12 protein-coding genes are annotated in these 13,135 nt (G+C 71.5%); 10 read left to right on the top strand and 2 right to left on the bottom strand.

The annotated features are described in order from the left end of the window. Positions 1-1,159 (bottom strand): acyl-CoA dehydrogenase family protein (locus B7L92_RS30115; RefSeq protein ID WP_081240516.1); only part of this gene is annotated, 1,159 nt, incomplete at its 3' end. 187 nt (positions 1,160-1,346) lie between these two features. Between B7L92_RS30115 and B7L92_RS30110 the strand changes: the two genes are divergently transcribed. Further along, positions 1,347-1,982, top strand: a complete 636-nt coding sequence (locus B7L92_RS30110) for a TetR/AcrR family transcriptional regulator (RefSeq protein ID WP_081240514.1) — start codon at positions 1,347-1,349, stop codon at positions 1,980-1,982. 356 nt (positions 1,983-2,338) lie between these two features. Here the strand turns inward: B7L92_RS30110 and B7L92_RS40415 are convergent, their stop codons facing one another. Beyond that, entirely contained in the window at positions 2,339-2,542 is a 204-nt protein-coding gene (locus tag B7L92_RS40415) for a hypothetical protein (RefSeq protein ID WP_143626399.1), read from the bottom strand. A 367-nt stretch (positions 2,543-2,909) separates the two neighbouring features. Between B7L92_RS40415 and B7L92_RS30105 the strand changes: the two genes are divergently transcribed. The 9 genes from B7L92_RS30105 to B7L92_RS30065 form a co-directional block, all read left to right on the top strand. Continuing rightward, entirely contained in the window at positions 2,910-3,866 is a 957-nt protein-coding gene (locus B7L92_RS30105; protein ID WP_218030481.1) for a PDR/VanB family oxidoreductase, read from the top strand. A gap of 181 nt (positions 3,867-4,047) precedes the next feature. Further along, entirely contained in the window at positions 4,048-5,202 is a 1,155-nt protein-coding gene (locus tag B7L92_RS30100) for an acyl-CoA dehydrogenase family protein (RefSeq protein WP_081240513.1), read from the top strand. A gap of 172 nt (positions 5,203-5,374) precedes the next feature. Next, entirely contained in the window at positions 5,375-6,340 is a 966-nt protein-coding gene (locus B7L92_RS30095) for an LLM class F420-dependent oxidoreductase (RefSeq protein ID WP_081240512.1), read from the top strand. A 259-nt stretch (positions 6,341-6,599) separates the two neighbouring features. Further along, positions 6,600-8,054 carry an aldehyde dehydrogenase gene (locus B7L92_RS30090; RefSeq protein ID WP_081240511.1) on the top strand — a complete coding sequence of 485 codons (1,455 nt, stop codon included), beginning with the start codon at positions 6,600-6,602 and terminating at the stop codon, positions 8,052-8,054. A 72-nt stretch (positions 8,055-8,126) separates the two neighbouring features. Further along, complete coding sequence (locus tag B7L92_RS30085; protein WP_081240510.1) at positions 8,127-8,930, top strand: crotonase/enoyl-CoA hydratase family protein; 804 nt, start codon at positions 8,127-8,129, stop codon at positions 8,928-8,930. Between the two features lie 98 nt (positions 8,931-9,028). Continuing rightward, positions 9,029-10,222, top strand: coding sequence for a thiolase family protein (locus B7L92_RS30080; protein ID WP_081240509.1), 1,194 nt, complete (start codon positions 9,029-9,031; stop codon positions 10,220-10,222). Between the two features lie 46 nt (positions 10,223-10,268). Further along, a complete protein-coding gene (locus B7L92_RS30075) occupies positions 10,269-11,030 on the top strand; it encodes a 3-hydroxyacyl-CoA dehydrogenase (RefSeq protein WP_081240508.1) in 762 nt (253 codons plus the stop codon). 118 nt (positions 11,031-11,148) lie between these two features. Next, positions 11,149-12,201, top strand: coding sequence for an LLM class F420-dependent oxidoreductase (locus tag B7L92_RS30070; protein WP_081240507.1), 1,053 nt, complete (start codon positions 11,149-11,151; stop codon positions 12,199-12,201). A 67-nt stretch (positions 12,202-12,268) separates the two neighbouring features. Then, positions 12,269-13,135, top strand: an 867-nt coding sequence (locus tag B7L92_RS30065; protein WP_081240506.1) for a CaiB/BaiF CoA transferase family protein, incomplete at its 3' end; no start/stop codon positions are given.

Here is a 13,135-nt window from a genome sequence, read left to right as displayed (position 1 = left end):
GGGCGATCGCCCAGCGGTGGGTCTCGGAGGGCCCGTCGTAGATGCGGAAGGGGCGGACCTCGCGCAGGAAGCGGGAGAGCAGGACGTCCCCGGAGATGCCCAGTGCACCGCAGATCTGCAGTGACCGGTCGACGACCCGCCACACCGCCTCGGCGGTGAACGTCTTGGCGATCGCGGTGGACTGCGCCCCCGAGCGGCCCTGGTCGAGTTCCCGGCAGGCCTGCAGGATCAGTCCGCGCGAGGCGGCGACGTCGATCTCGTTGTCGGCGATCATCTGTTGGACCATGCCGAGTTCCGCGAGTCGGGAGCCGAACAGCTCCCGGTCCGCGGCCCGGGCCACCGCGATGTCCTGGGCGCGGCGGGCGATGCCCAGCCATCGCATGCAGTGCGTCATCCGGGCCGGGCCGAGCCGGACCTGAGCGTACTCGAACCCCTTGTCGACCTCGCCGAGCACCGCCTCGTCCGGCACGACGCAGTTGTCGAAGAGCACCTCGCAGTGGCCGCCGAAGAAGGCCTCGTCCAAGGTGTCGATGTGCCGCACGATCTTCATCCCGGGGTTGTCGGCGTCGACGAGGAACATCGTCGCCCCGCCCCGCGTCCCCGGCTCGCCGGAGGTACGGGCCATGCAGATCGCGTACGCCGCGCCGTCCGCGCCGGTGATGAACCACTTGCGGCCCTCGATCCGCCAGCCCCCGGGCACCTTCTCGGCGCGGGTCGTCAGCGCCGACGGGTCCGAGCCGGCACCCGGCGCCGGCTCGGTCATCGCGAAGCACGACCGCACCCGGCCCTCGGCGAGCGGGCGCAGGTAGCGCTCCTTCTGTTCCGGGGTGGCGATCGCCTCCAACATGTGCATGTTGCCCTCGTCGGGGGCCGCGATGTTCAGGGCGAGCGGACCGAACAGCGAGTAGCCGGCCTCCTCGAACACCAGCGCGCGGCCACGCATGTCCAGACCGTGGCCGCCGTATTCCGGGGAGACGTGCGGGGCGAAGACCCCGGCCCTGCGGGCGGCCTCCTGCAGGCGCGTCCGCAGCGCCTCCCCGCCGACGGCGGAGACCCCGCCGTACTCCTCCTCGGCCGGGATCACCACCTCGCGGACGAACTCCGCCGTACGGCGGGCGAGCTCCACGGCCTCGGGGCTGTGGTCCGGGTTCACGGGCAACGGTGCCTCCTGACACCAGGCAGGCGCCTCGCACCGCGCGGCCTCAACCTGGCTAATAGACGTTAGCCACATGACAACGGTCCGCTACTTGTCTTGTCAAGACCCGCAGTGATTCGCCGTCGTGACTACCCACGATCCCGCTAACATGTACTAGCCGAACTTTGCAGCCCACGCCGAGGAGCCTTCCGTGCCGCAGCCCCGCACGCACCGAGACACCGCGGCGAACCGGCCCGGCAGTCCCCCGGCGGCCGGCGGCCCCCCGCGCGCCCACGCGATCCGCGCCGCCGCCCTGGAGTTGTTCACCCAGCGCGGGTATGCGGCCACCACCATGGCCGACATCGGTGCGGCGGTCGGCGTCCGCGGGCCGAGCCTGTACAAACACGTCAGTTCCAAACAGGCACTGCTCGCGCAGATCATGACCGGCACGATGGACGCGCTCCTCGCCGCCCACCGGACCGCCGTCGCCGGGACCGAGGACCCCACCGAACGGCTCAGGCGCGCCACCGAGGCCCACGTCCGCTACCACGCGCGGCACCGGCTCGAGGCATTCGTCGGCAACCGGGAGATCCGCAGCCTCGAAGAACCGCACCGCACCGCTGTCCTGGCCCGGCGCGACGCGTACGAGAAGGCATTCCGCGAGCTGGTCGAGGCCGGGATCGCCGCGGGGCGCTTCCACGTCGCATCGGCCCGCCTGGCCTCGTACGCGATCCTGGACCTCGGGATGGGCGTGGCCGTCTGGTACCGCGAGGACGGAGAGCTGACGGAAGACCAGATCGTCTACCAGTACGGCGACTTCGCCCTCCTCCTCGTGGGCGCCGGGTGACCTCGTCCCGTCGACTCGCGGACGGGAACTCAGCAGCTCGTTCGGTCACGCGAGGATCGTGGTGGGGGCCAAGGCGACATCGGCGGGGAGAACGCGTGGTTGTCCAGGCGGCCAAGGCCGAGGGAGTGGCCGACCCGATACGTGCCCTCGGTGGAGTAGCACTGCCCCCGACTGGCCGGACTTTCTCCTGGTGGCTGTGGCAGATGACTGCCGGCCCCGTCCCAAGGACGCTCACTCACCGGGCCGGGGCAGTCGTTCCTGTAGCGGATACGACGTCGGCGCCCGCACGCGGGCAGCCCCGGCACGTCGCTTGCGGCCGTGTCACCGGAAGCGGGCTGCTCGACTGAACGCCTGGCTCAGGCGTCGAGTGAGCGGTCGAGGGCCGTGAGCGTCAGCGTGCGCCCGTGGTCGATGTGCCGGCGCGCTCGCTGCTTGGCCAGGTCGGCCTGGTCGCCGTCCTCTTCGACGGCGGCCGGACGACCGAGGGCGCTGTCCCGGCCCCCTCGTACAGCGCTCCCGGGGAAAGGCCCTGCCGAGCCGGGCGGTGTGTTCGAGGGCATCGCGCGCGGTGCTCGCCACCATGCCGCGGGTCCGGGGCCGTAGGGGACGACCAGCCGTCGGCGCCCACCGACCGGTGCGCCGCTGCACGTGGGAAGAAGAGGGGTGCCGCCCGGCTCGCTGCTGGCTGCGCCGGCCCCCGTGGCGAGCGGCACCTGTCCGCAGCCACCACCCTGCGAGGGCTTCGCGAGCCTCTCGGCCCGGTCCCCGGGACCGGTGTGTCCCGGCTCCAGAAGACGTCCGGACGGGGGAAGCCGTCCTCTTCGCCGATGGGGGTAGCGGCATGCAGTAGATGCAGTTAATCTACAGCCATAAGGTTATCTGGTTGCGGCGGACGGTCGATCCGCAATTGCTTGAGAGGTGAGAGCGGTGTCGGCGAACGAGAGTGTTCACGATCTGGTCGTCCGACGGCGCGACCAGTTGGCCCAGGACGTGGTGCGCCTGACGCTGGCGTGCCCCGATGGCGGCGAAGTCCCCTTCTGGGAGCCGGGCGCGCACATCGACCTGGTCCTCGGCGGCGGCCTGGTGCGCCAGTACTCGCTGTGCGGCGACGTCGGAGACCGTGCCGGATTGCAGGTGGCGGTGCTGCGCGAGCCGGCCGGCCGCGGGGGCTCCGTCCACGTCCACGACAGGTTGGCGGAAGGGGACCGCGTCCAGGTCCGCGGCCCCCGCAACAACTTCTCCCTCGTCGACAGCCCCGAGTACCTGTTCATCGCCGGCGGTATCGGTATCACGCCGCTCATGCCCATGATCCGCCGGGTAGAGGCGGCGGGGGCGGAATGGACACTCCTCTACGGTGGCCGGACCCGCTCCTCCATGGCGTTCCTCGACGAACTCGCCGGTGAGCGCGCCGATCGGGTCCGCATCCAGCCGCAAGACGAGTTCGGGCTGCTGGACCTGGAGTCGGTCCTGGGTGAACCCCGGGACGGAGTCGCCGTGTACTGCTGCGGGCCGGAACCACTGCTGGAAGCGGTGGAGAAACTCACCGCCCCCTGGCCGCAGGGGAGCCTTCACCTCGAGCGGTTCTCCCCCAAGACGCTCCAGGACGCCCCCGAGCCCGGAGCGTTCGTCGTGAAACTCGCCCGTACGGGCACTGAGGCCATCGTGCCCGCCGACCGCTCCATCGCCGACGTGCTCGGCGAGGCCGGCGTCGACCTGCCGACCTCGTGCCTCGAGGGCACGTGCGGCACCTGTGAGACGGCTGTGCTCGAGGGCAGGCCCGATCACCGGGACTCCCTGCTCTCCGAGGATGAGCGCCGGCAGGGCAAGACGATGATGCCCTGCGTGTCCCGATGCCTGTCACCGACCCTGGTTCTGGATCTGTGACGAACCGGGCCACCGGCACCACCTGCGCAAGGACCGGACGGGGCGGACCGTGTGCGCCGGGCCGCCCTCGCGGCGTGCCCCGGCGGTGTGCCCCGGGGCCCACCCCTTTCGCGCCCCGGCGGCACCCGGCCGTCCAGCCGACCCATGGGCGTGTCGATTCCGCCTGGAACAAGGAGACCTGATGGACAGTGATCTTTTCGAGTCCGACCACGAGGCCTACCGCGAGACGGCGCGTTCCTTCGTCCAGCGGGAGGTCGTGCCGAACATGGAGCGCTGGGACGAGGAGCGCTGTGTCGACCGGGAAACGTGGAAGAAGGCCGGTCACGCCGGCATGGTGGGGCTCCCCGTGCCGGAGCGCTTCGGCGGGGCGGGGGAGCCGGACTTCCGCTACCGCGTCGTCCTGTGCGAGGAGATCGCCCGCGTCGGCGCCTCCTCGCTGCAATCGTCGTTCAGCACGAACGACGACATCGTGCTCGGCTATCTACTGAACCTGGCGACCGAGGAGCAGCAGGAGCGCTGGCTGCCCGGCTTCGCCACCGGTGAGACCGTCGGCGCGATCGCGATGAGCGAGCCCGCAGCAGGCAGCGACCTGCGGGGGATCACCACCACCGCGGTCCGGGACGGCGACCACTGGGTGCTGAACGGCTCGAAGACGTTCATCACCAACGGCATCCTGGCGGACCTCGTCGTGCTGGTCGCGCGGACCGCCCCGGACGCCGGCAGCAAGGGGTACAGCCTGTTCGTGGTGGAACGCGACACCCCCGGCTTCACCCGCGGACGCAAGCTGGACAAGGTCGGCCTGCAGGCGCAGGACACCGCGGAGCTGTTCTTCGAGGACGCCCGGGTCCCCGTCGGCAACCTCCTCGGCCCCCTGGGCAGCGGCCTGCCCTCACTCATGCAGAACCTGCCGCGGGAGCGGCTGGCGATCGCGGTGGCGGCACAGAGCTCGGCGGAGGCGGCGTTCCGCTGGACGCTCGACTACGTCCGCGAGCGGCGGGCCTTCGGCAAGTCGGTCGCGGAGTTCCAGAGCGTCGGGTTCACCCTGGCGGAACTGCGCACCCGCATCGAGGTGACCCGTGCCTACATCGACCGCTGCGTCAGGGCCATCAACGCCGGAACGCTGACCGCGGTGGACGCGGCGAAGGCCAAGTGGTGGGCGACCGACATGCAGTGGAAGGTCATCGACACCGGAGTCCAACTGCACGGCGGGTACGGCTACATGAAGGAGTACCCGATCGCCCAGGCGTTCATGGACGCGCGTATCCAGCGCATCTACGGCGGTACGAACGAGATCATGAAGGAAATCATCAGCCGCGACCTGGTACGCACCCCCTGACGGCCACGGGGCCGCAGGGGTCGGGCCCGGCCCCTGCGGCCGCCGTCCGCACGACGGCCCCGGACCACACACCCCTCCCGGACATGCGGATCACGAATCGCATTGATCACGCGGGGCGCGCGAGGACGACGCCGAGCAGCCGGACGGGCGGTCGACACATCATGGAGCTGGTATGACGAAGCGTTGGGGCATCACCCTCCCGGTGGCGGGACTGTCGCTCCCCGACCAGCGGGAGCTGGTCGCCTCCCTGCCGGACCTGGGATACACGGACGTCTGGTCGGCCGAGGCCAACGAGACCGACGCCTTCACCCCGTTGGCCCTGGCCAGTGTGTGGGCGCCCGCGCTGCGGCTGGGAACCGCGATCGTGCCGGTGTTCACCCGGGGGCCGGCGACCCTGGCCATGAGCGCCGCCACCCTGGCCGCGGCGGCCCCGGGTCGGTTCGCCCTGGGTATCGGCACCTCCTCCGACGTCATCGTCGAGCGCTGGAACGACATCCCCTTCCAGGAACCCTACAAACGGGTGCGGGACACCGTGCGGTTCCTGCGGGCGGCCCTGCGCGGGGAGAAGGTGACCGAAACCTACGACACCTTCACGGTGCGCGGGTTCACCGCGCAGCTCGTCCCCGACGAGCCACCTCCCGTGCTGGTCGCGGCCCTGCGCCCCGGCATGCTGCGACTCGCCGGCCGGGAGGGGGACGGCGCCGTCGTCAACTGGCTGTCGGCGCAGGACGTGCGCACCGTAGCCCCCTACGTCCGCGAACGGGACCCGGACAAGGAGATCGTCGCGCGGATCTTCGTGATGCCCGGAGCGGACCCCGATACCGCCCGCGCCCTGGGCCGGCGGATGATCGCCGCCTACCTCAACGTCCCCGTCTACCGAGCCTTCCACGAGTGGCTGGGCCGCGGGGACGACCTGGGGCCGATGTGGAAGGCGTGGAGCGACGGCGACCGCGCGGCGGCACTCCGGGCCATCCCCGACGCGGTGGTCGACCAGTTGGTGCTGCACGGACCGGCCGCGCACTGCCGCGAGCGGATCCAGCACTACGTCGACAACGGGGTCACCACCCCCGTGATCCACCTGGTGGGCGCCGAAGGCGATCCGGTACCGCTGGTGCACGGGCTTGCCCCCACGGGGTGAGACGGCCGGGTCGGCGCACGGGGGAGAGGAACCTCCCCGGGGGCTGGCCCACCGGCCTCGAACACCCCTATGTTTATCTACAACCATTAGTTTGCTGGTAGCGGGTTCCCCTCACGCCGCCGTTCACCGGCGCCGTCCCCGTGAGCCTGCCACCACCTGCGCCGCGCGCATTGGAACCCGTCACCCCTGTCCGGCAGGGAGCCCGGCATGTCCCGGCGAAACGGTCGATCGAACGAGGCGGAAGAAACGAGGGAGCTCCATGGAACTGGACCGATGGGAACTGTTCATCGGCGGGAAGTGGTCCGCGCCGGCCGACGGCGGCCGGGCCGAGGTCGTCGAGGCCGCCACCGGGAAGGTCCTGGGCCGGACCGCGATGGCGTCGGCCGCGGACGTCGACGCGGCGGTGACCGCCGCGGAACACGCGCTCACCGGGCCGTGGGGGGCCATGTCGGCCGGTGAACGGGCCGACCTGCTGGACCGGTTCGCGGCGGCACTGAAGGCCCGCGGACGCGACATCGCCCCCCTGGTCAGCCGGGAGAACGGGATGCCCCTCTCGCTCTCCATCCCCGTCAACGGCTTCAGCGCCTCGATGATCGTCTCCTACTACGCCCGGCTGCTGCGGGAACTGCCCGCGACGGACGTACGGCCGAGCCTGATCGGCGAGACCGTCGTACGCCGCGAGCCGGTGGGCGTTGTCGGCGCGATCACCCCGTGGAACTACCCGCAGTCCCTCGCCGCGATGAAGATCGGGCCCGCCCTGGCCGCCGGCTGCACGGTCGTCCTCAAACCGGCCCCGGAAACCGCCCTGGACGCTTTCTTCTTCGCCGACGCTGCACAGGAAGCCGGGCTGCCCCCGGGCGTGCTCAGCGTCCTGCCGGGCGGCCGCGAGGCGGGGGAGTACCTGGTCTCCCACCCGGGAGTCGCCAAGATCGCCTTCACCGGCTCCACGGCAGCGGGCCGCGCCATCGGGGAACAGTGCGGACGCCTGCTGCGGCCGGTCACGCTGGAACTGGGCGGGAAATCCGCCGCGATCATCGCCGAGGATGCCGACCTCACCGAGTTCACCGGGGCGCTCCTGGACGTGAGCCTGACCAACAACGGCCAGACCTGCCACGCCAGCACCCGGATCCTGGCCCCCGCCTCACGCTACGACGAAGTGGTCGACGCGGTCACCGACACCGTCCGCGGCCTGCGCATCGGTGATCCGCTGGACAGGGCGACGCAGATCGGCCCGCTCGTCAGCGCCGCCCAGCGCGAACGCGTTCACGCCTACATCGACCTCGGCGTGCGGGAAGGAGCCCGCCTGACCACGGGCGGCACCGCCCCTGTCGACGGCCTGACGGACGGCTGGTTCGTGCGGCCGACCGTCTTCGCCGACGTGCGCAACAACTGGCGGATCGCCCGCGAGGAGATCTTCGGCCCGGTGCTGTGCGTGATCCCCTACACGGACGAGGACGAGGCGGTCGCCCTCGCCAACGACTCCGAGTACGGCCTCGCCGGCACGGTCTGGACCGCCGATGTGGCACGCGGCATGGACCTTGCCGCCCGGATCCGGTCCGGCACGGTCGGCGTCAACCAGTACGGCGTCGACCTCCAGGCACCCTTCGGCGGCGTGAAGGCCAGCGGTCTGGGCCGCGAGATGGGGCCGGAGGGCCTGGCCCCGTACCACTCCCTGAAGTCGGTCTACCGGCCGGCGCAGGAAGCGGCGAGCTGACATGAGCGAGCGGGCCGGACCGGCAGCCGTCGCACCGGCCCCCACCGGTACACCACAGGAGACAGGACAACAATGACCACCTCGAAGGAGACGGCCGGCGAGGCCGCGACGCTGGAGCGGCGCGGACACGTGGGAGTCATCACCCTGAACCGGCCGCAGGCCATGAACGCGGTGAACTCCGCCCTCTCGGCCGCCGTCGGTGCGGCACTGGAGGAGATCGCCGCCGACCCCGACCTGCGGGTCGGTGTGATCACCGGCGCGGGCCGGGCGTTCTGCGCGGGCGCCGACCTGAAGGAACTGGCCGCCGGACGTCCGGTGACGGCCGAGGGCCACGAGGAATGGGGCTTCGCCGGGCTGGTGCAGCACCCGATCGACAAACCGCTGATCGCCGCCGTCAACGGGTTCGCGCTGGGCGGCGGCACCGAGATCGTCCTCGCCTGCGACCTGGTGGTCGCCGCCGAGGACGCGCGACTGGGCCTGCCCGAGGTCAAGCGCGGCCTGATGGCGGCCGCGGGCGGAGTGTTCCGCATGCCCCGGCAGATCCCGCCCAAGGTCGCGGCCGAACTCCTCTTCACCGGTGAACCGATGAGCGCGCAGACCGCCCACGGCTGGGGTCTGGTGAACCGGGTCGTACCGGGCGAGCAGGTACTGGCGAGCGCACTGGAACTGGCCGACTCCATCGCCGCCAACGCGCCCCTGTCCGTCCAGAGCAGCAAGCGGCTGATGCGGGACAGCTACGCCCACGGTTCGGACCTGGACCCGCACCTGTGGACGCTCAACCACAAGGAAATGGCCGCCCTGATGGCCAGCGAGGACGCCAAGGAAGGCCCGCGCGCCTTCGCCGAGAAGCGCACCCCCCGCTGGTCCGGCCGCTGACACCCGGCCGGACCCCGGTGCGGCGCCCGTGGAGCGACACTCCGGGCGCCCGCCGGCCCTCACCACCGCCCGCACGTTCCTCACGAAAAGGAAGACCCATGACCGACGCGGTAATCGTGGATGTGATCCGCACCCCCTCGGGGAAGGGCAAGCCCGGCGGGCAGCTGTCCGGCGTGCACCCGGCAGACCTCCTCTCCCGGGTGCTGCGCGCCCTGGTGGAGCGCAACGACCTCGACCCCGCCCTCATCGACGACGTCATCGCCGGATGCGTCTCCCAGTCCGGCCAGCAGACGATGAACATCGCCCGCAACGCGGTGCTGGGCGCGGGCCTGCCCGAATCCGTGCCCGGCACCACCATCGACCGGCAGTGCGGCTCGAGCCAGCAGGCCGCGCACTTCGCCGCCCAGGGCGTGATCGCCGGCGCCTACGACGTCGTGATCGCCTGCGGCGTGGAGTCGATGAGCCGGGTGCCGATGTTCAGCAGCTCGCAGGGCGAGGACCCCGCCGGGCCCGCCGTGGCCGCCCGCTACCCCGACGGCCTGGTCAACCAGGGCATCTCCGCCGAACTCATCGCCGCCCGCTGGAAGCTGGACCGGAGCACCCTCGACGAGTTCTCCGCCCGCTCGCACGCTCGCGCCGCCGCCGCGGCGGCCTCCGGCGCCTTCGACAACGAGATTCTGCCGATCACCGTCCCCGGCCCCGACGGCACCGACCGCACGCTCACCACCGACGAGACCGTCCGGGCCGCGACCACCGTCGACGGTCTGGGCGCGCTCAAGCCGTCGTTCCACAACGAGGCCATGGGCGAACGCTTCCCGGAGATCGACTGGTCCATCACCCCGGGCAACTCCTCACCTCTGACCGACGGCGCCTCCGCCGCACTGATCATGAGCGCGGAGAAGGCCGCCGCCCTGGGCCTGCGCCCCCGGGCCCGCTTCCACTCGTTCGCGGTGACCGGCTCGGACCCGCTGCTCATGCTGACCGGAGTCATCCCCGCCACCGAGAAGGTCCTCGCCCGTGCCGGCCTGACGATCGGCGACATCGACGCCTACGAGGTCAACGAGGCGTTCGCCCCCGTCCCCCTGGTCTGGCAGCGGGAGCTGGGCGCCGACCCCGAGCGGCTCAACCCGCGCGGCGGCGCCATCGCGCTGGGCCACCCGCTCGGTGGATCCGGCACCCGCCTGCTGGCCACCCTGCTCAACCACCTCGAGGCCACCGGCGGCCGCTATGGCCTGCAGACCATGTGCGAGGGCGGCGGCATGGCCAACGCCACCGTCATCGAACGCCTCTGACCCCCATCCCACCCTCACCACACCCCGTTCGAAGAAGGGAAAAGCCGTGGACATCACCGGCAGCGTCGCCCTGGTCACCGGCGGCGCCTCGGGCCTGGGCCTGGCCACCGCCAGGAAGCTGGCCGCCTCCGGAGCACGGGTCGTCATCGCCGACCTGCCCTCCTCACCCGGCAAGGCCGTCGCCGAGGAACTCGGTGACGGAGTCGTCTTCGCGCCCGCCGACGTCACCAGCGAACAGGACATCACCGCCGCACTGGACGCCGCACAGGAACTGGGCACCCTGCGGGTGGCGGTCAACTGCGCCGGCATCGGCAACGCCATCAGGACCGTCGGCAAGCAGGGCCCCTTCCCCCTGGCCGACTTCACCAAGGTCCTCCAGGTCAACCTCGTCGGCACCTTCAACGTCATCCGGCTGGCCGCGGAACGCATCAGCCGGGCGGAGGAGATCGACGGGGAACGCGGAGTCATCGTCAACACCGCCTCCGTGGCCGCCTTCGACGGCCAGATAGGCCAGGCCGCCTACTCCGCCTCCAAGGGCGGCGTGGTCGGACTGACCCTGCCCGTCGCCCGCGACCTCGCCTCCCTGAAGATCCGCGTGGTCACCATCGCCCCCGGCCTGTTCGAAACACCCATCCTGTCCGGGCTCACCGACGAGGCGAAGGCCTCTCTCGGCGCGCAGATCCCGCACCCCTCCCGGCTGGGGGATCCCGCCGAGTACGCGGCGCTGACCGCGCACATCGTGGAGAACCCGATGCTCAACGGCGAGACCATCCGCCTGGACGGCGCGATCCGGATGGGCCCGCGCTGACGCGCCGCCATCCCCTCGTCCACGTGTCTGCGCCCCCACGGGCGCGGACACGTGCTCGTCCCCCCGCCCGGCACCGCCGGGTGCGCCCACCCGGCTCCCCACGGAAGGGACCACTGCCATGCGTATCGGGATACAACTGGACTACAGCGGCGGTTTCGTCGAAGCCGTCGAGGAACTGCGCGACCTGGAACGCGCGGGACTCGACATCGTCTTCGTCGCGGAAGCCTACAGTTTCGACGCCGTCAGCCAGCTCGGCTACATCGCCGCCAAGACCGACCGGCTCCAGATAGCCTCCGGCATCCTGCCGATCTACTCCCGCACCCCCACCCTGATGGCCATGACCGCCGCGGGACTCGACTACGTCTCCGGCGGCCGCTTCACCCTCGGACTGGGCGCCTCCGGCCCCCAGGTCATCGAGGGTTTCCACGGCCTGCCGTACCACGCGCCGCTGGGCCGGACACGGGAACTCGTCGAGATCTGCCGCAAGGTCTGGCGACGCGAGGCCGTCACCCACGAGGGCCGGCACTACCGCATCCCCCTGCCGGCCGAACAGGGCACCGGACTCGGCAAACCCCTCAAACTCATCAACCACCCCGTCCGTGACCGGATTCCGGTGATGCTCGCGGCCATCGGCCCCAAGAACGTGGCGCTGGCCGCGGAGATCGCCGAGGCGTGGGAGCCGATCTTCTTCCACCCCGGCAAGGCGGCCGAGGTCTTCGGCCCCGCCCTCGCCGAGGGTGGCGCCAAACGAGCACCGGAACTGGGCGAGCTGGAGATCAGCATCGGAGTCCCCGCCGCCATCGGCGACGACACCGAGGAGGCACTGCGCGCCGTCCGCGCCCAACTCGCCCTCTACATCGGTGGCATGGGGGCCCGCGGGAAGAACTTCTACAACGACCTCGCCCACCGCTACGGCTACCCCGAGGAAGCCGAACGCACCCAGGACCTCTACCTGGCCGGACGCAAGGACGAAGCCGCCGCCGCCCTGCCCGAGGAACTGGTACGCGCCCTGTGCCTGGTGGGTACCGCCGACGAGGTCGGCGAACGCCTCACCGCCTACGCAGAGGCCGGCGTCACCACCCTGTCCCTGCAGCCGGTGGGCCCGAACGCCGCCGACCGCCCCGGACGCATCCGGCTCGTCGAACAGATCGCCGCACTCGCCGCGGGCTGACCCCTCAACCCCCAACGCTCACAGCTCAGATGCCCGCCCGCACACCGCGGAGCACAAGGAGGACACGATGCCCGGACCGCTGGCAGGCCTGCGGGTGGTGGAACTGGCCGGTATCGGCCCCGGACCCCACGCGGCCATGCTGCTGGCCGACCTCGGCGCCGACGTCGTACGCATCGAACGGCCCGTCGGCGGCATCCGGACCGTGCCCGAGGGCCGGCCGGACTGGCTACTGCGCGGCCGCCGCTCGGTGGCTGCCGACCTCAAGGGCCCGGCAGGACGGGACACCGCGCTGCGGCTGGTGGAACGGGCCGACATCCTGATCGAGGGCTTCAGGCCCGGCGTGACCGAACGCCTCGGCATCGGCCCCGACACCTGCCTCGCCCGCAACCCCCGTCTGGTCTACGCCCGGATGACCGGCTGGGGCCAGGACGGCCCTCTGGCCGACCGTGCCGGACACGACATCAACTACCTCTCCCTCACCGGCGTCCTGCACGCCATCGGCACCACCGGAGCCCGCCCCACCGCCCCTCTCAACCTCGTCGGCGACTTCGGCGGCGGTTCCCTCTACCTGGTCATGGGCATTCTCGCCGCCCTGTTCGAACGGGAACGCTCCGGCGTCGGCCAGGTCGTCGACGCCGCCGTCGTCGACGGCACCACCTCACTCGCACAGATGATCTGGGCCTTCCGGGCCGCCGGAGTCTGGAACGACCAACCCGCCACCAACCTCCTGGACACCGGCGCCCCCTTCTACGACACCTACGCCTGCGCCGACGGCGCGTACGTCGCGGTCGGTGCCCTGGAACCGCAGTTCTACGCCCAGCTGCTGACCGGCCTCGGCCTGGACCCCGGCCAGCTGCCGCCCCAGAACGACCCGGCCGGCTGGCCGACCCTGCGCGCCGCGTTCACCCGGGCTTTCGCCACCCGCACCCGCGAC

Origin of the sequence: Streptomyces viridosporus, from assembly GCF_002078235.1 — a bacterium.
Classification (GTDB): Bacteria; Actinomycetota; Actinomycetes; order Streptomycetales; family Streptomycetaceae; genus Streptomyces; species Streptomyces viridosporus.
This window is presented reverse-complemented; position numbering and strand designations above follow the sequence as displayed.

Excerpts from the sequence above, each read along its gene's own strand:
- B7L92_RS30080 (WP_081240509.1), top strand. The coding sequence starts at position 9,029 with ATGACCGACGCGGTAATCGTGGATGTGATCCGCACCCCCTCGGGGAAG.
- B7L92_RS30085 (WP_081240510.1), top strand. The coding sequence starts at position 8,127 with ATGACCACCTCGAAGGAGACGGCCGGCGAGGCCGCGACGCTGGAGCGG.
- B7L92_RS30100 (WP_081240513.1), top strand. The coding sequence starts at position 4,048 with ATGGACAGTGATCTTTTCGAGTCCGACCACGAGGCCTACCGCGAGACG.
- B7L92_RS30095 (WP_081240512.1), top strand. The coding sequence starts at position 5,375 with ATGACGAAGCGTTGGGGCATCACCCTCCCGGTGGCGGGACTGTCGCTC.
- B7L92_RS30070 (WP_081240507.1), top strand. The coding sequence starts at position 11,149 with ATGCGTATCGGGATACAACTGGACTACAGCGGCGGTTTCGTCGAAGCC.
- B7L92_RS40415 (WP_143626399.1), bottom strand. The coding sequence starts at position 2,542 with ATGCCCTCGAACACACCGCCCGGCTCGGCAGGGCCTTTCCCCGGGAGC.
- B7L92_RS30090 (WP_081240511.1), top strand. The coding sequence starts at position 6,600 with ATGGAACTGGACCGATGGGAACTGTTCATCGGCGGGAAGTGGTCCGCG.